Annotated in this window: 17 protein-coding genes and 1 pseudogene; 11 read left to right on the top strand and 7 right to left on the bottom strand. The window is 38.0% G+C overall.

Annotated elements, in window-relative coordinates:
* Nucleotides 1-87: 87 nt before the first annotated feature.
* Nucleotides 88-459, top strand: coding sequence for a hypothetical protein (locus tag ACVBIO_RS04695; RefSeq protein ID WP_447172096.1), 372 nt, complete (start codon nucleotides 88-90; stop codon nucleotides 457-459).
* Between the two features lie 320 nt (nucleotides 460-779).
* Nucleotides 780-986, top strand: coding sequence for a helix-turn-helix domain-containing protein (locus ACVBIO_RS04700; RefSeq protein ID WP_011638855.1), 207 nt, complete (start codon nucleotides 780-782; stop codon nucleotides 984-986).
* A gap of 280 nt (nucleotides 987-1,266) precedes the next feature.
* Here ACVBIO_RS04700 and yidZ read toward each other — a convergent pair whose 3' ends face one another.
* A complete protein-coding gene (gene yidZ / locus ACVBIO_RS04705; RefSeq protein WP_447172097.1) occupies nucleotides 1,267-2,226 on the bottom strand; it encodes an HTH-type transcriptional regulator YidZ in 960 nt (319 codons plus the stop codon).
* Nucleotides 2,201-3,385 (bottom strand): MdtL family multidrug efflux MFS transporter, encoded by a 1,185-nt coding sequence (locus ACVBIO_RS04710; RefSeq protein WP_447172098.1) that lies wholly within the window; start codon nucleotides 3,383-3,385, stop codon nucleotides 2,201-2,203. Before ACVBIO_RS04710 ends, yidZ begins: the two co-directional genes overlap by 26 nt.
* A 359-nt stretch (nucleotides 3,386-3,744) precedes the next feature.
* Between ACVBIO_RS04710 and ACVBIO_RS04715 the strand changes: the two genes are divergently transcribed.
* A complete protein-coding gene (locus ACVBIO_RS04715; RefSeq protein WP_447172099.1) occupies nucleotides 3,745-3,975 on the top strand; it encodes a hypothetical protein in 231 nt (76 codons plus the stop codon).
* A 172-nt stretch (nucleotides 3,976-4,147) separates the two neighbouring features.
* A pseudogene (locus ACVBIO_RS04720) lies at nucleotides 4,148-4,270 on the top strand (transposase); the annotation flags it as partial.
* A gap of 641 nt (nucleotides 4,271-4,911) precedes the next feature.
* On the opposite strand, the gene ACVBIO_RS04725 reads toward ACVBIO_RS04720, so the two are convergent.
* The gene (locus ACVBIO_RS04725) at nucleotides 4,912-5,517 is read right to left on the bottom strand and encodes a short chain dehydrogenase (protein WP_447170228.1); all 606 of its coding nucleotides are present in this window, start codon (nucleotides 5,515-5,517) and stop codon (nucleotides 4,912-4,914) included.
* A 152-nt stretch (nucleotides 5,518-5,669) separates the two neighbouring features.
* On the opposite strand from ACVBIO_RS04725, the gene ACVBIO_RS04730 reads away from it, so the two are divergent.
* The 3 genes from ACVBIO_RS04730 (at nucleotide 5,670) to ACVBIO_RS04740 (ending at nucleotide 8,235) form a co-directional block, all read left to right on the top strand.
* Nucleotides 5,670-6,572 carry a LysR family transcriptional regulator gene (locus tag ACVBIO_RS04730; RefSeq protein ID WP_447172100.1) on the top strand — a complete coding sequence of 301 codons (903 nt, stop codon included), beginning with the start codon at nucleotides 5,670-5,672 and terminating at the stop codon, nucleotides 6,570-6,572.
* 663 nt (nucleotides 6,573-7,235) lie between these two features.
* Nucleotides 7,236-7,643 carry a GFA family protein gene (locus tag ACVBIO_RS04735; RefSeq protein ID WP_447172101.1) on the top strand — a complete coding sequence of 136 codons (408 nt, stop codon included), beginning with the start codon at nucleotides 7,236-7,238 and terminating at the stop codon, nucleotides 7,641-7,643.
* A gap of 127 nt (nucleotides 7,644-7,770) precedes the next feature.
* Nucleotides 7,771-8,235 (top strand): GNAT family N-acetyltransferase, encoded by a 465-nt coding sequence (locus ACVBIO_RS04740; RefSeq protein WP_447172102.1) that lies wholly within the window; start codon nucleotides 7,771-7,773, stop codon nucleotides 8,233-8,235.
* A gap of 92 nt (nucleotides 8,236-8,327) precedes the next feature.
* Here the strand turns inward: ACVBIO_RS04740 and ltrA are convergent, their stop codons facing one another.
* Together ltrA and ACVBIO_RS04750 are read right to left on the bottom strand one after the other, a co-directional pair.
* Nucleotides 8,328-9,677: a group II intron reverse transcriptase/maturase gene (gene ltrA / locus ACVBIO_RS04745; RefSeq protein WP_447172103.1), complete on the bottom strand. Its 1,350-nt coding sequence runs from the start codon at nucleotides 9,675-9,677 to the stop codon at nucleotides 8,328-8,330.
* A gap of 1,013 nt (nucleotides 9,678-10,690) precedes the next feature.
* Nucleotides 10,691-11,041, bottom strand: coding sequence for a phage integrase N-terminal SAM-like domain-containing protein (locus tag ACVBIO_RS04750; protein WP_447172104.1), 351 nt, complete (start codon nucleotides 11,039-11,041; stop codon nucleotides 10,691-10,693).
* A 208-nt stretch (nucleotides 11,042-11,249) separates the two neighbouring features.
* Here ACVBIO_RS04750 and ACVBIO_RS04755 point away from each other — a divergent pair, with 208 nt between their 5' ends.
* The 4 genes from ACVBIO_RS04755 (at nucleotide 11,250) to ACVBIO_RS04770 (ending at nucleotide 18,035) form a co-directional block, all read left to right on the top strand.
* The gene (locus ACVBIO_RS04755) at nucleotides 11,250-12,284 is read left to right on the top strand and encodes an NAD(P)H-dependent flavin oxidoreductase (RefSeq protein ID WP_447172105.1); all 1,035 of its coding nucleotides are present in this window, start codon (nucleotides 11,250-11,252) and stop codon (nucleotides 12,282-12,284) included.
* 557 nt (nucleotides 12,285-12,841) lie between these two features.
* Entirely contained in the window at nucleotides 12,842-13,540 is a 699-nt protein-coding gene (locus tag ACVBIO_RS04760) for a hypothetical protein (protein ID WP_447172106.1), read from the top strand.
* A gap of 356 nt (nucleotides 13,541-13,896) precedes the next feature.
* The gene (locus ACVBIO_RS04765) at nucleotides 13,897-15,915 is read left to right on the top strand and encodes an ATP-dependent nuclease (RefSeq protein ID WP_447172107.1); all 2,019 of its coding nucleotides are present in this window, start codon (nucleotides 13,897-13,899) and stop codon (nucleotides 15,913-15,915) included.
* Entirely contained in the window at nucleotides 15,900-18,035 is a 2,136-nt protein-coding gene (locus ACVBIO_RS04770; protein ID WP_447172108.1) for a UvrD-helicase domain-containing protein, read from the top strand. The genes ACVBIO_RS04765 and ACVBIO_RS04770 overlap by 16 nt, the downstream gene beginning before the upstream one ends.
* Before the next feature lie 85 nt (nucleotides 18,036-18,120).
* Here the strand turns inward: ACVBIO_RS04770 and ACVBIO_RS04775 are convergent, their stop codons facing one another.
* A complete protein-coding gene (locus tag ACVBIO_RS04775; RefSeq protein WP_447172109.1) occupies nucleotides 18,121-18,873 on the bottom strand; it encodes an endonuclease in 753 nt (250 codons plus the stop codon).
* A 236-nt stretch (nucleotides 18,874-19,109) separates the two neighbouring features.
* The gene (locus ACVBIO_RS04780) at nucleotides 19,110-20,291 is read right to left on the bottom strand and encodes a hypothetical protein (protein WP_447172110.1); all 1,182 of its coding nucleotides are present in this window, start codon (nucleotides 20,289-20,291) and stop codon (nucleotides 19,110-19,112) included.
* Between the last annotated feature and the right edge of the window lie 111 nt (nucleotides 20,292-20,402).

Below are 20,402 nucleotides of genomic sequence, written 5' to 3' on the forward strand. Positions count from 1 at the left end.
TCCCATGCTAGCCGTATATAGTCAAATGCAACTTGCGCCCATGGTCAACCATATTTAGGCGTTAGATGCTACAAGGTACATTTGAATATGGAACAAATAAAACAAAGAATCGGTTTGCTTGAACATTTTGATTATTCACTAGCTTTATTCGAATCAAACTATAAAGAACTGATGTCAGTCATTGACTTTATGTGCGATGAAAAAGTTGGTTTAGAGCTATTTTCAGTCGTAAACCGTTGGAAACTGCATGAATGTCAGATGCTCTTAGGGTTCAAACTTCATAATTATATTTGTGCTGCAAAGTCCTTAGTTGATCACTCAAGAGTTCTACACCAAAGGGTGTACAAAAAACAATCAATACCTTTCGGTGACTATGAATCTGAGGTTAAAACTCGCTTCATGAAACAAATCCGACTTCTGATACGTAACTCTTTTAGAGTTTTTCGTTCCTTTTTTTGACAATAGACCTTTCTTAACTAGTCTCAGAATTTGTCTGTACACAAACTTGCGAACCTCTACGGAATCCTTATTAGTAGGAGATATAGCTAAATATGCATCACGTAATTGAGATACACGGAAATTGTTAAAGCTCTCATCCTGGAGAATAGTATGCAACCTTGTGCATATTTTCATTGAAATTTTCGACATTACTTTCTCGCAAGAGGTAGTGGTTTACTGTCTTAAGCTCTTTGTAATGAGCATTAAACTAAATACGGATTATAATCCGTGGCTTTATAAGCCGCAACTTTGGATAGTCTTTATCTTTAACGAGATGAAAAATGAAAGACTTAGCTATCCAATTTGGAGCAAAATTGCGTGATAAGCGCAAAACACTAGGCATTTCTCAGGATAAATTGGCATTACTAGCAGAGATTGACCGCAGTTATGCAGGACGAATCGAGCGCGGTGAAGTAAATATCACCCTCGAAAAAGCCTATCAGTTAGCAGAGGTTTTGGGGTGTGATGTAAGGGAGCTGCTTCCTTAGTTCAAAAAACAAATTGTGTAACGTATTAAAATTACAATAGTTGTCATTATGGAAGTTTTTACTCTAATTGTGGCATAGTGATTTTAGGTACTGATTTGTTGTTGAACGCATTTTTTATCGTGATAATTATCTGAAATATTTCACGATGAGTCACACTGATTAAATCGTTTTTGCCCCATTGTGTTTTAGATAAAAGACTCAACAGTAGTACGGTACTTGTATTTTGACCTAGATTTAATAATGCGAGGAACGTGGTAATAACAGTCTATACTTCAGCTTGTTAGGCATTATGCTCCATTAGCTCACGAAGTGTTTCTTTTAACCATATCAGCTTAGGGCTATAAGCATTACGCTTATGCCAAATCATCGCAAATGGAATCACTAGTTGCTCAAGTTGGTTGTGTTCAAGAGGGATCGGTAAGACGATAAGGTTAGGGTGCATGTGTTTTATGTACTGCTCACAGTATTGTGGTGCAGTAGCCAGCAGCTCGTGTTCAGGCTGAGCTGCCATATATAAGGCTTGCTCGAAACTAGACAGCGTTAAAGCAAGTGAACGACTTTTCCCCAACTCTGCTAAAACATCATCAAGCGCCCAGTGCCCGCGTTTCTCCCAAATTATATTGATATGTGAATATTTTAGGAACGTGTCTAGCGTCCACTCCTCATCCAATGCAGGGTGATCATTACGTAAGAATACCTTGGGGTGGTCATAGAATAGCACTTCAAAATCAATTGAATATGGAAGCAAGTCTAACGATTCTTTGGACCTAGGATGAGTTTCGCGACCAGTAAAGGCAATATCCGCCTCACCGTTAACCAGTGCTTCTATTGAGTCATAATCCCAATTGCTTGTTTTTACTGTGGCGTTTGAGTAATGCTGATGCATTTTTGCCATTAGTTGGTTGAGAAAAGTGAGTGATAACGGTGATTCAACATGCAAATTGAAGTGGACTTTGTTAGGGACAGCTTCACTTCTTTTCTCTAATAGTTGGCTACTCATTTGTAGCCAATCAGAAAGGTCTTGCTCCATGCTTTCAACGAGAGGCGTAGGAAGTAAACCTGAAGGTGTTTTCACAAATAGTGCATCATCAAACCAATCTCTGAGCTTATTGAGTGACTTACTCACTGTTGAAGGCGTTACGTTAAGCTTTTTAGCGGTCATCGAGACACTGCGTTCTTTTACTAAAAGCTGCAACGTAAACAGTAAATTGAGATCAAGACGAGAGATGGATTTTTTCATAGTTAGAGTGCGTTGTTTTTGCCTGCTCTAATAGTAATAGAACAATGCTAATGATACTACCCGCCACTAAAATGAAGATGAGGATATTCAATGCACTAACATTCATCACTCCCATTAACCAAATATAGGCGGCAGACGAAGTGACGTGGCTAATGCAAAGCAATGAACTTGCTACTCCTGCTCTCTTGCTAAATGGGGCAAGAGCTTGGCTCATGAGGACGCCAAACCCCATGGAGAATGCAACACATAAACATACAAAAGAAGCGATGAAATATTCGACCTCAAGGTTTAGTTGCTGAGAAAGTAGTAACCCTATTGCTGAAATCAAAAACAGAATTTGACCACCAAACATCAAGGTTTTTTGATTTAAGTAGTTCAAAGCAAGTGGTGTAGCAAATGACGTGATCATACTAGCAAGCGCGGTATAGGTCATAATCGATGCATAAGAGCCACGGTCGAGTTCAAGCATTCCCATGATCACCATTGGTGACACGTTCACGTAGCTCAGAATGATGGTTACAGCTAATGACGTAATAACGAGACGTTTTAAAAAGAAACTATTAGCAAAGCTTTCCGAAGTGCCTGAACTGTCGGCTTTGGTACATGCTGTATCTAGTGTTTCGCGCAAGACGAAAATGGCAATAATAGATACCAAAATACCAATTCCTGCCATAACGGTAAATAGTGTGCGCCAAGGTGAATAGAGCATGATCTTATGCCCAATAACAGGTGCAATAACGGGGATGATGCAGGTAATGCCATTAAGCAACGTTAGTACTCTTGCTCGGGTTTCGTTATTGAGTACATCACGCAAGATTGCAAATGCAACAACGTAGCAAGCTCCAGATCCAACTCCTTGAAAGAAGCGTGAAACTAAGAAAGTATCAACGTGTTCAGTATTGCCTGCAACCAAGGAGGCGACGACAAATATAATACTGCCAAAGATGACAACAGGCTTTCGACCCGCTTGATCGGCAATTTTTCCAGCGACAAACATCGTGCTTGCCATACCGCCTAAGTAAATTGAAAAAGCCATGTGCAATTGCGATTCGGTCGCATTGAGATCGGCAGCAATCTGGGGTAACCCAACAAGGTATAGATCGATAGCGGTTGGGTAGAGCAGTACAAAGCTGAAACAGCATAGTAGAAAACGAATCATTGAAACCTCTAAACTTATTAATAAAGTATAAGTTTAAAGACAATCGGCAATATGCCGTGAGTGAACAAGACGACAACGGGTATGTCGTGAATGGGAAGCTATGTTTTTAATGTTGTGGGAGGGCGAACTTGACCATCAAATTCTAGGTTTGTAATACCCTCAATAATCCGTTAAATGCTAATTAAGCAAAATCACTGACTCGGTTTTGTCCATGTACGTCTTAGAGTGATCGCTCTAAGACGGTTATTGCCCCATTCCTCATTAGTACAATTACTCAGTTATTTTGGGAATATCAGAATTTACCATATTTTAGTTGACCACTATAATGTAAATCAGTCTGTGGAGATTAAAGGTAAAAGATGAACTTACTTAACCTAAAATATGTTCTTACTATGTCAATCAATGATATAGAAGAACAGATAGCGATATTGGAGTACGAGCTAAAAAAGGGAACTGCTCAAGACCATCTAGAACGTACGAGTTTAATCGATGATAGCAAGTATAAGGCAATATTAGTGGTACTAAAGCAAGCTAAGGAATTTCATTTGGAGGGAGAAATCTCTTCTGGTTTAACAAAGCATAGTCATTAGTGTTTTAAAGAAATACCTATCGTAACAACAGCTACTTCCCATTCGAATACCTATGGGCATAACAATGCGTTTTGTTAAAATTTATCGATAAGTTTGTAACCCTTCCCTAAAATAGTCTCACATATAAATAGAGCTCTCCCGTTACACTGAAGCCCCCTCGAGGAGAACAGCAATGAAGATATCGCGCTATACCGAAACCCAGATCCTGAAGGAAGTGGAAGGTGATCGTCTGGTCAATGAAGTATGCTGGGAGCATGACAGTTCAGATGCCACCTATTACAACTGGAAAAATAAGCCCTAAATGATCACGTTGCTCAGTCACCTGATAATAAGTAATACCCCACAGATCCTGCGATACATAAAATCTCGATTGCAGCCAAAATAAGGCTTAGATGTAAGTGCTCCATGCTATCCCTTAACTATCCTTGTCATTGTTGTAGAAAGTATAGTAACGTTTCGATTTAATGGTAATGCGAATTATCTCATTTCTGTTAAGGGGGACCGACTAAAACGCTTCTGCCCCAAAGTTAGCTAGCCTTCGAATGAAGGCTGATTACATTTTTTGGGTAGTTGCTACGGGGAAGCGAGTTCTCAATTGTCGCTTTAGAGTTATCAATCGCCTGCAGCGGGCGCATGTGCAGATACTGCAGAGGTTCGCTGCGAGCACGTCCTTGTGAGCTCAACGAAAACGTCCCTGTTTTTGACGGCTTCAGCCGTATCTACACCGGATAATTGGTGCCTTCATTTGGGCCGTATAGGTTTGATTGCTAGCTTGGAAATGCCCCATTTCTACTTAGAGTAGATACTCACTGCGTTCCAAAGTACATAATTTTGTCTAAGTTTAACTAATCACAAAAAGGCAAAGAACTCCCAAGTTAAGGAGCTCTGTATGAGAGTTAATAGTGGATCTTACTTTTTGACGTAAAACCTATGATACTAAGCATCGACAAAAAGAACTTGTCCGTTAATGAACCCGTCAACAGACCGCTCAAACGCTTTGCCAACTAGTTTTCCTGGTACAGGCACAAACCCTGGCATCATTTCACCATAAACATCCCATGCTTCCGCTAGTACTGTCGGGTTTACTACATTGATGCGTGTATTCCTTGGCATTTCATGGGCAACACATTTTACGAAGGTGTCAATAGCTCCACTTGTGGTGGCGTCGGCAATGGCATACGGAATTGGTTTTACGTTTAATATGCCACTTATTAAGGTAAATGAACCGCCATCAGCAATGTATTTTTGACCAATACGGACTAAGTTAATTTGTCCCATCATTTTGCTCATAACAGTCGTCATCCATTGAGCCTCTGTCATCTCTGCAAAAGTTGCATATTCGCAAACCCCTACGGTATTGACGACAGCATCAAAGTGACCCACATTTTCATACAATGCTTCAATTGATTCTTGTTCTGTAATATCAACAATATGATCAACATCGCCAGACCGACCCGCTGTAATGACCTTATGTTTACCTAAACCTGACAGAGCTGCTTGCCCCATCTTTCCTAGTACACCAATTAAAATTACTGTTTTCATTTTTTCTCTCCAAACATCGAGTTGATTCAATGGATGAACTCTAGCAAACGCACAAAACAAGAAGAAACAAATAGTTTTTGTGTATGATACAAGTTTTTCTTGTGTAGCGTTATACTTGATGGAAATGACAAATCTCATAGAAGTGGTAAGTTGTGAGTAAAGTAGACCGATTAGACATTAGGCAATTGCGGGTTTTTCAGGCGTTAATACGTGAAGAAAACGCTTCCAAAGCCGCCCACCAGTTAGGTTTGACTCAACAAGCTGTAAGTGAACATTTGAAAAAGCTAAGGGATGTGTTTGACGACAGATTATTTGTCAGGAAAACCAATGGTTTTGTTCCAACCCCTTTCGCTGAAGACTTATCAATGGGAGTTGATAAGTTGCTAATAGATTTCAATTCATTGTTATCAACGACAAGCTTTACCCCTCATAAGGCTAAAGGTACTTTTGTTATTGCAGCTACTGACTATGCTCAACAAATCATTTTACCCACTTTAATTGCAAAGCTTAGGGAACAAGCTCCAAGTTTGAAGTTAATCGTTAGGGACTTTGAAATCGATAAACTTCATGAATTGATGGAAAGTGGCAAAGTTAATTTAGCTATCGCTTTCCCTGATTACATTCCAGATAGCTATCGGATAGTAAAATTGTTTGAAGAGCATCATGTATGTGTAACATCAACCCATTCATCTATTTCGCAAAAAACACCTACATTAGCTGAAATCGCACAGTACCCGACGATTATAGCCTCACCATCTCGCCCGAACTTTAAAAGTTCGATCGATGACTGGTTCTCAAAATTTGGATTGAAACGAAATGTCGTAATATCAGCTCCCTGTTTCTCTATCGTACCTATGTATCTTGAAACAACGGACTCCATAGCGTTTATGCCTTCTCGAGCAATAAAAGGATTGGATGTAGTAACAATTCCCCTTGAGCAGTCACCTGATAGTTTCGATGTTATTGCAGCTTGGCATCCACGATACAATGAAGACCCAATACAAAAATGGGTGATTTCCCTGCTAGACGTTGAGTCGCTTATTGCTGAGAGCTAGGTTAGGTATTCGCAATACCTTATTTGATTCGTGGCTTACTAATTAAGTAAAGTTACTGGCACATTTTTGCCCCAAAACGTGTTTCAAATGATAGGTACTACAGATAAGTAATAAGCCAGTAGACCAACTTTTGCTAATCGATAAATGAGTATTACTAACTGCTTTAGAAATGAAGTCAATATCAATGCTCACTTTTCAATTTTCTGTGCTCGTTTATCCAACACTACTCTGATAGAGTGCTTACTAATCAATAGCTTTACTTTAGTAAGCTTTAAATAATAGGTTTATTAAATGTGCATGCGCGTTTTGCCAAATAAACGCGCATGCGCACTATACAAATGTTGAACTAAGCCGCTGCGCGGAGCCTAAAAAATATTCAATCGAGTGTATAACCTACATTGGATCAGTTAGACTTAAAGAAATGCGAAGGAACACAACAATGACAACGGAATTTCAATGAAAAACTTACCTTCTACTAGATATCAATTGATAAAACCTGCTCTACAGCCCAGAGCCAGCATCAAAAAAAGCAAATCCCTATAGCATAAAGCATACCAATTAATCTGGATTCGGCATCGACCAAGTCCAACAAGCGATTTGTGCCTTGCAAACAGCGCAACGCACAAATACTAAGACGTTAGAGAGCTGTAGGAGGATTAGATTATGTACCTAGGTAAGTGTTTATGCGGCGAAGTGCAAATCAAAATAAATGGCGAAATTAGTGACATAATTCACTGTCATTGTTCTTTGTGCAGAAAAAATAGCGGTACAGCTTTTGCCACTAACGGTTTCATAAACTCTCAAGATTTAGAAATTACATCAGGCAAAAATAGTTTAAGTATATTTTCATTCAAACCGGGCAGAAAAAGATATTTTTGTACTAAATGTGGTTCACCAGTATATAGTTCAAATGAACAAGATCCAGCTCGTTATAGACTAAGGCTAGGTATTCTTGATTCAGATATAACCGAACGCCCAATTTCTCATAACTTTGTTTCGTCCAAAGCAAATTGGGAAGAGTTAGACGTTAAACTACCTAGATATGTCTCGTTCGAACCTAGTCGTAAATAGCTCTCTAACAAGCATTTGAAAAGAGATTCATCAAAGCTGTCATGCCAATCGCTGCGCAATTCGCCCGCCAGCGTTTGCTTCACTCGTTAAATGGGCGTTATGTGGCTTTCACTATACTGGAGATAACATGGAAATTGTTTACTTAGCTGATCATGAAGATCAGCTCCCTAAAGTAGCTGAATGGTATTTTAAAGAATGGGGTCACCTTCTCGAAAACACTTTAACAAATATATTTGTTTCAAGACTTCAGTCTTGCCTTAATAAAACTCAGTTTCCGCTAGTTATTTTAGCTATGGAGGGTGAAGAACTTATAGGTGCTGCACAAATAAAGCTTAACCAAATGTCTATTTATACCAATAAAGAGCATTGGTTGGCAGGTATATATGTTGAACCTAAGTATCGAGGTCATAATGTTGCAGCTAACCTCATTGAAAAAATTCAAGATATTGCGATTACGTTAGGCGTAGAGACTTTGCATTTACAAACAGAACACCTATCCGGTGGTTTATATGCAAAGTTGGGTTGGCAACCTGATGAGCTAGTTAATTATCGTAATATCGACGTTATGGTTATGTCTAAAAGGTTAGATTAATAGCCACATAATCGGGTAGCCGGAGGTATCTAACCTCCAGCCCCCACACCACCCTGCATGCGGCTCCGCACAGGGCGGTTCATTTAGAACACCTAATTCATTTTCTGATTAGGATATTGAACTGCGATCCATCCATCTCTCAGTGAATATAATCCTGCTTTCTTCAGATACTCATTGCTCAGCGCTTGCTGTATTCCTGGTGTTTTAGAGCTACGCCAAGGGCCTTTACTTGTGATCCCACAAGCAACGGCTGCTTGGATCCTGACGCCACGTTTAAGTAAATTCTGCACCTTAGTCCGTGGTTTTCGCCACTGACGCCAGTAGCACATACGTACCCGACGACGGATCCAATGGTCTAAATCGACACATCCTTGGTAAGCATTGGCTATGCCAAAGTAGTTGATCCAGCCTTGCATGTACTGCCGCACTTTAAACAATTGATATCCCATACTCACGCCCCAATTTCGGTTCGTCAGCCGTCTCATCTTTTGCTTGAAAATGTGCAACGTTTTAGCATGCCATTGGATCTTTCCTCGGTTAAATGTAAACCCTAGGAACTTGCTTTGACCGACCTTAACCACTTGGCTTTTCTGTTCATTAACAACCAGTTTTAGCTTAGTGGCAAGGTAGCGAGTAATGCTCTTGAGTACCCTTTCACCAGCTCGTTGAGACTTTACCAAGATGATGAAATCGTCCGCGTAGCGGGCGAATTTATGCCCTCGGCTTGCCAGCTCTTTATCCAGACTATCCAACATAATGTTTGATAGTAATGGCGAGAGTGGACCGCCTTGAGGCACGCCTTCGAAACTTGCTTCAAATTGGTCGTTGACCACAACGCCTGCACGTAGGTATTTACCGATAAGTGCCAACAGACGCTTATCCTGCACCTTGCTCCTAAGTTGAGTCATCAAAAGATCATGATTAACTCGGTCAAAGAACTTAGACAGATCAACATCGACGGCAAATTTGCGTTTCTGTTTGATGATATCCCTTACTTGCAGTACAGCTTGTTTGGCATTTCTGTTCGGCCTAAAGCCAAAGCTGTTAGCCGAGAAGAATGGGTCAAACAGTGGTGTGAGCATTTGAGCTATCGCTTGCTGTATCACACGGTCAATGACGTTAGGGATCCCCAATTTGCGTTTACCGCCATCGGGTTTGTCGATCTCTACGCGCCTGACTGCTGAGGGTTGGTACTCACCTAGCTCAAGTTGAGTTTTACACTGTTGCCAGCCGCCTTGTTGCATCCAGAGCGGGAAGGCTTCGATGGTCATGCCATCGATGCCTGCCGAGCCTTTATTGGCTTTAACTTGACGCCACGCTCGGTGTAGATTCTCAGGTTCGAGCAATTGTTGGAATAAATCGCTGTTGAAGGCCGGTTGCATATCAATACGCTGCCGATAGTAATCGTCTGGCGACGTAGTGGGTATCGACAAGTTTGACAAGACTCCTCCTTCTTCTAAATGTTCAGGCCTTCACCATGTACCCACTACGCTGACGCGGGGTATGTTATCCCATCCATTACGATGGGCGTTGGGCTACTATGCCGTCTGCTGACTTCTGCTTAATCACATGCCAAGTTACCCCGTCATGCGCTATCGGTTTTCATCTGGTTCGCTCTTTTCAGTCGATGAAGTTGAAAAGCCAAGGCACTTGTAAACCAGAGCCTCACTGGTTAATGACCGATCGCGTGTTAAACAGATCTCCCCAGATAAGAGCATGAACTTTCTTTGCACTGCTGCATCATTTACGGTGGCCATTAGATCACGTGGTTTCGTCGTCTTGTGCCAACTCAGCTCTAGCCTACGCCTCATATGATGTTCTTGTTCATCAGCTCGCAAATTTGCTAGCGGCTTCCTTCAGACCAAGCCTCACGGATAAGCCCTTGCCATTCGCTAGTAGTTAACGTTTAATAACAGCATGTTATTGAACGGTGACCTTCCTACAGAGGACTTTCACCTCATTAGTTCATGCCCATGCTGGGCGTACACAAGAAAATCAACAAGGACACGTAACAGTTGGCTACGTTTCGCTTCGCTTCACAATTTTAGCCAACCATTACTTAGCCTGTTATTTGGGCGTTACCGTATATCCACTTATCATACTCGACCTAATAAGAGTCATCACTTTAAGAGCTTTGACTCTAAACCATTTCTGTCCATCTTTGAGTCAGCGAGCCTGAACTGACTCACTTATGCCCCAAAAATTAGTTTAGAAGTTCAAAAGGTAAATAGAGAGAATGACATTTTTGCTATAGAAAAGTTAATGCGAAAGCGTTTCGCATAGTCTATAAGTTATGCTTGTCCCATCTTTTCATTGGTAGCGGAACCAGCCTATCTTTACCGCCTTTAGTATTATGAATATGTACCTGCATCATCTGTGAATCCACATCACCTACTTGCAATTAAATGGCCTCACCGAGGCGCAAACTCATACTGTATAGGGCCAGAAAACAGACTTAATATCGCAACTTATGTGTGAGAATTATAACGATGGCAACTTCAGTTGGGGTTAGGATATCAGGCAGTCGATTGACCTGTGTAGGCATTAACAATGCTGAACCACTCCAATTTTGGTTAAGCAAATATCGATAAAAAAACTGCAAACCGTTCCGGTCAAGCTTAACGGTGCTCCATGAGTGTGACTCAATCAGCTGAGCGAAGTAACGCTTCAAATCATCGGTAGTTAGGTTATCTGGGCAGCGGTCAAAGAAGGCGGCTAGGTGGCCGGGTAGCTTGCCTTGCAGGGTTAAGTTGGTAAGATGTTGTTCATAAAGAAAACCAAAGCGTTGCTGTTCGAATGTGTCCATGATAATACTCCTAGGTTAGCGATCAAAATGGATTGCCTCTAGAAAGTATTTAGGTTCGGAGAACAAAGAGGCTTGTTATCTCTTCTGCCGCAAAGCGGCTTCGTTCAACAAATTACTCAAACGGACGAACATTGTGCCTCAGGTGGGTCAATTTTAAATCGGTGCTAGTGGGTCATTTTTACATCGGCGGTAACAAGGAAGAATAATTATGAACCTATGCAGTCTCCTCGGTATTGAAAAGCCAATAATTCAAGCTCCAATGGCTGGAGTACAAAACTGGGAGTTGGCTGCTGCAGTATCAAACTCTGGTGGGCTTGGCTCTATTCCTTGTGGGATGTTGACTAAAGATCAGGTCTTATTCGAAATTATAAATTTCAGAGAAAACTCAAATAAAACTTATAACTTAAACTTTTTTTGTCACAAAATGCCTGAGACAAATAATCAGGCACTTGAAGCATGGGAAGAACAACTTTCACCGTACTATGAATCTTTTTCGATCAAGCCTCTAAACGAAATTTCTGGCTTGAGGGTTCCTTTTGATGTAAATCTTGCTGATGCAATAGAGCCCCATAAGCCACCAATACTAAGCTTTCATTTTGGCCTTCCATCTGCAGAGCTTGTAACAAGAATAAAGTCATGGGGAACAGTTGTAATGTCTTCAGCTACGACCAAGGAAGAAGGTGTGTGGCTAGAGGAAAATGGAGCTGACATTGTCATTGCTCAGGGCTATGAAGCTGGAGGTCATAGAGGTATGTTCATGACTTCGGACGCATCAACTCAACTTCCGACGTTAGAACTTGTAGCTTGCTTAAAATATGAATTATCAGTACCAGTTGTTGCTGCCGGTGGAATAGCTACAAGCACTGATATCAAAGAAATGATAAGGCTAGGTGCTTCAGGAGTTCAAGTTGGAACTTCTTACTTGTTATGCGATGAGGCAAAAACAAGTGCTATTCACAGACAAGCGATAAAATCAAAAAACAGCGTAACCGCTTTAACTAATATATTCTCAGGTCGATTGGCGAGAGGCATTACTAATAAAATAATGAAAGAGTTAAATTTTATAGCGAGTAAAGCGCCAGAGTTTCCTTATGCATCTATAGCTATTGGTCCTTTGAGAGCAAAAGCTGAATCCCAAGGTCAATCAGATTTTACTCCACTGTGGTCAGGTACTGACCGAAGTGGCTGTAAAGAGATTTCTGCAACTAAGTTAACCCATGAGTTATGGGGTGACGGTATTTAATCGGGTAGCCGGAGGTATCTAGCCCTCCACACCACCCTGCATGTGGCTCCACACACCTAGCCTAGGCTCTCTGGTTAGCTTCTTGTTTCGAGAATGAACTGCGTCCATCCATCTCTTAGTGAACAGAAACCCGCTTTCTTAAGCATGGTCATTAGTAATGATAATGTTAATTGTAAATTTTAGAGCTTAAGCTCTGAACCGTTTCTGTACAAAAACGAGTTACGAAGGTACTTTTACCTTACCATCATTACTCAGGATACTTTGGAAAAGTGATGGTTTCACGCATTGAGGCCATCGCCTTACAAAGCCTACAGAAAAGAAATTTGATATAGCAGTCATTTTAAATTTGATACTATTTTGTAAAGGATAACTGGTGTGAATTTAGATGAATTTCAGCTAACAAAGCACTAAGTTTACAAATCTTACTCTTTTCGTAAAGTAAAATTTGGAAGATAAAGCGTTGTAAACCACGGCCCGCGGTCAATTGCACTCACTCACCCATTGAGTTGAATTTATTTTTGGTAAATATAATGTAGTTTCAGGAAGAACTACAGCCAATGTTTGATTGGATAGAAGAAAACTATGGCAGTGATGCAGGAGAGCAAGGTTCAGATGAGTGGGATGAAGCAGTTCAAGCCTTTGAGCAATATTGTAAAGAACAGCTGTGGCTAGAGAATGAATACACTCGTCAAGAAGAATTAGAGTGGTACATATACACCCAATCACAACTTGGGGTGTTTGATACCCAAATGCAAAGCATAAACGAGCTTCTTAAAGTTCAAGTCTATAATGAAACACAGTTTAGTTTACTCGTCATGTTGCATAGCCACGCTGTTGCATCTCTCGAATCATACCTAGCCTCAACATTTATTCATAATGTGACAAACTCAGAAAATTTAATTAGGAAACTAGTTGAAAAAGATCCTACTTTTTCTCAAATGAAATTCACTCTAAAAGATATTTATGCAAAGCAGGAGAGCTTGAAAGTGACTGTTGCAACTTATCTAAAAAATCTAATATTTCATGATATAAAAAAAGTAAAGCCTATGTTCAAGGAGGTTCTCAATTGTGACTTTGGAGATATATCATGGCTTTTTTTAGCGGTAAACCTCCGACATCACTGTGTTCATAGAGCTGGTTTAGATAAAGATGGTAACAGGGTGAATATATCTGTAGATTCCATAAGAAAGTTAGTAGAAAGTTCAAAAATATTGGTTCATACAGTTGAAATCCAACTTAAACTAAATAACAGCTAACAGCATCACCCTTTGATATCAAGAAACTTTATATACAACAATTTGGTACCTAGACAAGTCCCTTCCATCGTAATTCCTAATACCTCTGAAACACACTAACCAAGTCAGACTAACACTCGATTTTTCAATAAGTTTTTCATACATCCACCTTCCCCCCAGTTTCAGTCTTATCTAAAATAAGCCACCTCCTCAACTTCTTGACAAAAAAACACAGGTAAAATACTGATTTTAAAAGTTATTAGTGGTAAATTAAGGTTAAGATATAAAATTTCACTGCATAAATTCATGCAATTAGAATGTAGCTTTAGCAAAATATATAGACAATTTATGTCTATAAATAATCTGGGAAGATAATAATGAGAATTAGGAAAATTGAAGTTAACAACTTTCGATTATTACAAAATAGCTCCTTAGATATGACTGGAGGGTTAACTTTACTCGTAGGGAAAAATAATACAGGTAAAACATCATTTGTCGTCGTATTAGAGAAATTTCTAAAAAAGTCGAGCCCTTCATTTAGCTTTAGTGACTTCCCTATTTCTATACGAGATAGAATACTTAACATTTCAGATCAAACTAACGTCGATGACTTCACCATACGATTAAGTATATGTATAGAATACTTTGACCATGATAATTTGGAGAATATATCTGAATTCATGCTGGATTTAGATCCTAATAGAACAACCATTAACATTTTGTTTGAGGCAAAAATCGACAAAGATGCTTTAATAAGACGATTACCTAAACACCAAAATGATGTGAGTAAGGAAAAGTTTCAAGAAGAAAAACGCCTTTTTATTGAGAGAAACATTGGGAAATATATTAAGACTTCAGTTTACTCTTATGATGACTTCGAACATGAAGGAGGCAAACCGTATTACCTTACCAATCGAACAGGTTTAGAGGAAAAAAGCTTTAAAGATGTATGTAAAGTTATAAATCTTCAAGTCATTCATGCTAAAAGAAATGTGGCTAGTTCTGATGAAACAGGAAAAAACCCACTTTCCTCAGTCACAACTCAATTCTTTAAAAAACTAGATGAGTCTGATGATAGCTGTTTAGACGAAATAAGAAGTGAACTTATTAAAATAGATAAAGGGTTAGAAGATAAATATTCAACAGTATTTAGTGGTTTCTTATCAAATTCAGCTAATTTTTTAAGCTTAGACGGACTAAAAGTTGTTTCAGATATTGAAGCGACAGCACTCATAGAAAACTCATCAAAAATAATCTATGGAGCCATAGGGGATAGTCTTCCAGAAAACTTCAACGGGCTTGGTTATCTGAATATTCTGTATCTTTTACTAAAAATAGAAATTGCAAAAAAAGAATTTGAAGCATCTACTGCAAACATAAAGCTAATTCTAATAGAAGAGCCTGAAGCACATACACACCCACAAATGCAGTCAATTTTCTCTACAAAAATACGAGAACTAGTTAGTGATATTCCTAAACTACAAGCCATTGTGTCAACTCATTCATCATACATAGTATCTAATTCAAACTTTGAACATATTCGCTACCTATCTAAAAAAGATAATAGTAATGTAATCTTCAAAAACTTCCACACTGATTTACGTAATAAATACTTAGCTATAAAAGATGAGGACGGAGCAAGATTATACCAATTCTTGGAACAATATCTAAAAATTCAAAATTCTGAACTATTCTTTGCAGATAAAGCCATTTTCATTGAAGGGACGACAGAAAGAATACTACTTCCATTATTTATTAAGGAGTATGATAAAAAATGTAAGGTAGATGAAAAAATCTCTTCACAGAACATCTCAGTCATTGAAGCTGGTGCCAACGCAAAAGCATTCGCACCATTCCTGGAGTTCATAGGCATAAAATCACTAATTATCACAGACTTAGATAGCACAAAAAAAGTAAGCTCATTAGATAAAAACGATAAACAAACCACATCTTATAAAGCTTGCCCTGCTGATGAAGGGGATTATACAAGCAATGAGACCCTCAAACACTTCTTCTCAGCCCCATCGTTTAAAGAAGAAAAAAAATTCATAGAATGGTTTAAAAAAGTAAAAAGTGGCGAGCAGGTTCTTTTGGATAAAAACGTAAATATAGCTTATCAAATTGAGGAGAATAATTATCAAGCTAGATCTTTTGAAGATGCATTCCTTAACTCAAATAAATCTGAAATAAAAAGAGTAAGTAGTAAATTACTTGGAATAAAAAATATTGACCAACTAATCGACATTGAAAAAGCTAATATTTATTCTGTTACAGAAAACATACTAGAAAAAAAGTCTGACTTTGCAGCATCTATTCTCTACATGGCTCTTACAAATCAAGCAACATGGATAACTCCTAATTACATTGATGAGGGATTAAAATGGATCAGCCAATAAAATCCCCATTAGATAAAATCAAGACTTGCATTTTAGAGCGTCAATCATTTGTTCTTCAGGGTGGTGCAGGAAGTGGCAAGACTGAAACATTAAAAAGATCAATTCAATATTGTTCAGAAGAACTTCCCGATTACAAAATTGTATGTATTACACATACAAACAAAGCTGTTGCAGAGATTATTGACCGTGTTGGTACTGACTATGAAGTATCCACCATTCACTCATTCCTAAATACATTAGTGAAACCTTATAAAAGAAACTTATTAACTGTTTTACCTGAACTATTTTGTATACCAAATTTTAAAAGGATTGATTTAGAATCATATAAAAACAACGTAAAGGAGCAAAATAAAAAAGAGCATGTCCGTTATAAAGAGTTTCATGAATTATTGGCAAAAAGACGATTCATAGTCTTATCAGAAGAGACTGAAAAGGTTATTGGAAAGCCTAAGTACGATAAAGACCCAGAAACTTATAACGCTAAGCTTAATGCCGAAATTGATGAGATAAATACTGCCATACGAAATTCTTTAGGTAAGCGAAACCATAGAGATGTCAAGTACAATGAAACACCTTCTGACAGCTTCAAAAATGCTACATTTGGCCATAGCGGGCTTCTTAAAATCACATCATTGTTATTCTCCAACTACCCGAAATTGGGAAGAATAGTTAGAGACAAGTATGACTGTATATTTATAGATGAATATCAGGATACCAACGAAGATATTATCCGAAGTCTTATTTATAACACTCCGGATGAAAGAAGCATAACTATAGGTTTGTTTGGAGACAGTGAACAAGCAATTTATGAAGAAGGCATTGGTTCCGCAAAGGCTATTATTGATGATGGCCAACTAAAACTAATCGAAAAGGAAGATAATTTCCGTTGTTCACCTCAAGTAATAAATATTTCAAATATGTTTAGAACTGATGGTTTGAAGCAAGAGGTGGCCCTTAAAGACTCAGAAAAAGAAAAAGATAGAGAAGGGGCTGTAAAATTAATTTACGCGTTGAGACCAGCCAAACCCGTCAAACCACCCAAACCAAAAGCTCCAAACAAGAAGTCTTCTAATGAGGAAAAGCAACAATACGAAACAGAAATAGAAAAACAACAAGAAGCTTATAAATTAGAGTTAGATAATTACAAAGCTGATATATATAAAAAGATTGAAACACTAACATCCCATGCACAAAAAGAAGTTGGAAATCATATCCTATTAAAGTTGCCAAACAAATACGTTGCCCGTGATGCAGGCTTTGGCACTCTATATTGTTTATTTGATGACCGATATATAAGCCCCCGAGATGAGATAAAAAGGCATTTAAATAGACTTCAATTCGGTCAACTATGTAAAATACTAAAGCTATTCAAAAGCTCAGCCGAAAACAAAAAATCTTTGAACAAGTTGATTTTACTATTAAAGGAACAAGGCTTTATTATTAGGACTCGAAATGATAAGAAGTCTATATACGATAAGTTGAATAACTTATTAAACCCCAATAAAGCAGCATATGAAGTTATGATGGATGCTATGAACGATAAAATCATATCCATCTCTGAGCCTCATCAGGCATACCTTCAAAGGAAAAATAGCGAAATAATTAGAATTTCAAAAGAGAAAAATCTACAAGCTTTTAAAGCACTGATAGAAAATGGACATAATACTAAGCTTAAGATGCAAAAAAACATTTCAAAATTCGAAGAATTTAATATATCAAAAGAAATTATTGAAGATGAGTTTGATGAACGCATCAGAGATATAAAAATTGAAAAGTTCTATACAAAACTCTTTAGCAAAGATTTGATATTTGACGAAATTTTGTCATTTTTCAAGTATGAAGAAGATGATAGTGACTTCATGACCATGCATAAAACTAAAGGCACTGGAATTGAGAATGTTATTGTTGTACTAGATGAATTTAACTGGAATATATATGATTTCTCTAGCTGCTTTGAAGAGAAAAATGAAAACCCTTCCAGACAAGCCCTGTCGCGAAAGCTCTTATATGTAGCATGTTCAAGAGCTAAGAAAACACTCATTTGCGTTCGATTGGCGAATGAACATGAGGTTGACAATCTAAAATTATATTTCGAAAACTGGGAGGAAATTAAATTATAGTAAGCTGCTGAGCAAAAAAGCTCATAGCTGAATTTTCCTTTTGTTATTAAGACGTACTAACAACTTAGTTAGCACGTCTTAAATTTTAGTTATAACCTTTAGATTCACACCTAGAAAACACAATATTATTTCTATTTTTTTGAATATTCTCAATACGTTTAGCTCGCTTACACTCCCATTTACTTATTGGATATTCTTTGTCCCAAGCGTTCATTAGTTGCCTTTGTTGCTTACTCATTCTGTAACGAGGATATACCTGCTCCATATATAAATAAGTTCTTGCAATTCTTCCCCTAGAACCAATAGTTGGTTCAACTTTTCTATCCTGAACTTTTACATTGCAACTACCAAAACTCGAAGGTGAAGATGGCAACATAGCAAAGTTATAATTTGACCTAGTGGCATTTATTGCGCCTATTGCTGGATACAAATTAAACATGTCAGATTGCATCAATCGGTATTCATGGTTAACTTTCTCAGCACATTTACGGCCTTTAAAGCTTTTACCTTTGTTATTCACACAACTAGGGTGTCCATTACGCCACTCAGCAAAAGTTCTCCCAAAGTTCTCAGCAGGAACCACATGCTCCCATTCAACTCTTCTGGCACGCTTAATATGCTTTTCACTTCTGAAACCATTAGGAAGGTCGATATTTTTCTTACTGTCAAACTTGGCATCACAATAGAGCGTTACTCTATGATCATAATAAACCTTTCGTTCGAGTGTTTTTTTTGCCTTATTAAAGGACTTTACTCTTGTATTACCCTCGCTAAATTGGGCAAATGAAGATAAAGGCAACAATGCTGTAATAACTAAAAAAAATTTACTGATATTCATAAGGTTAATATAAGATTGTTTGCTTGATTTTGCCCTAACTATCATAGTCTTTGTAGTAGTAATCAGGAAAATCAGATTAAAGATGATTTACAAAAATGGAAACTGCTCATTACCTAATCAAAAATATCTTTAATCAGCTATCCATTTCAATTTCCCCTCTTAAAAGAAAAATATCGTAGCAGATTAAGCCAATACCAATCGACTGCTTAATGAAGAATGAAAGCTAACACTTTTCGCTATTTATAACTACATGAAACTCTTACCAATTCAATAAAATACTTAGCAATTCCTTCTCTAAATGTTCGTCCCCCACTAGTGGAATTCTTGTAAATACGGCCTCGTAAATCAAGCTTCATTGCAGAGCAATACTGCCAATGTGTTGCATCACGAGAATAGTCAAGCTCTCCTAATAAATGACCACACTTTTCTAGGTCTTTTAATGTATGTTGATTAACGATCAAATAATGTATGACAAGACCTAACGCTTGCCAGATTTGTGTTGAATAGTGAAACCCGTCTCGATTGTATTTGAGTTGACTCTCGCAAGATGATAGCCAAGCAGAAAAGAATGCAATGATAGGCGGTTTAATTTTTTCAAGACGATTAGTATCTATTAAACTTCCATCAGAAAGTTGATCCATAGTTTTAGTCGACATTCGAAGTCTACAGCCCCCTATGGCAGCAATTACCATCTGTAGCATAGTCGATTCTGTAGTAATGAACGGATCACTTTTTGTTACCCTCGTAGCTTTAGATGACATCCCTCCAATTTTATCTAGCCTAAGCTCCTTATCAAGCTGATAGACAAAATCTCTAATTAGGAAGTCACTAGTTAACCGACTAAGGCTCACAGAGTGTAGCTGTATTTCTCTTTGATTGAATATTTTACCCAGCCTTAAAATATCACCTTGTTCTAAATCATTTAGTTCGTTAAAAATAATCGTTATATGAAGATATTGACAGGCAAGCATTTGCCTCACTCGTCCTTCATTTTGTTGAGAGTTAACAATAAAATTTGGATAATTTAGCTCATAACCTAACAGGTTCATGATTGCGCAGTACGTTAATATACCATCGACTAAAAAAGCTTTTTCTGGGTTGTAACTTACTGAATGCAAACCCCCTTTTCTCTTTGTAGATAAATTATTATCACTAACAGCAATAGTAAGAGATAAAGGAGGAGTTAACTGTTCCGTACATAGTGCATGAATAATTTCTTGCTCTAATTTTCTAACTCTCTTTTGATTAGTTGTATTTTGCAATTCCGAAAAAACTAGATCAAGTTCTTCGGTTAGATCTCCAAATGAAGAAAAATAATTTTGAATTTCCGTCGCAGGAATTAAACACATCAGAGAGCTGCCTATTCCGTAGTTTTGCTCTGCGGATAGTCCCAAAACTTGAACATCTGAACTAAGCAATTGTTTTTCCAAAGTTAACAATTAGATTTTATAAAGATTATAAATAAAATATTATTTTTTTCTTGAGTGGGGCGGCGCCCCGATCAATAATGATACAGAGTTAGGAAATGT

The sequence above is a fragment of the Shewanella sp. 0m-8 genome (assembly GCF_052977265.1).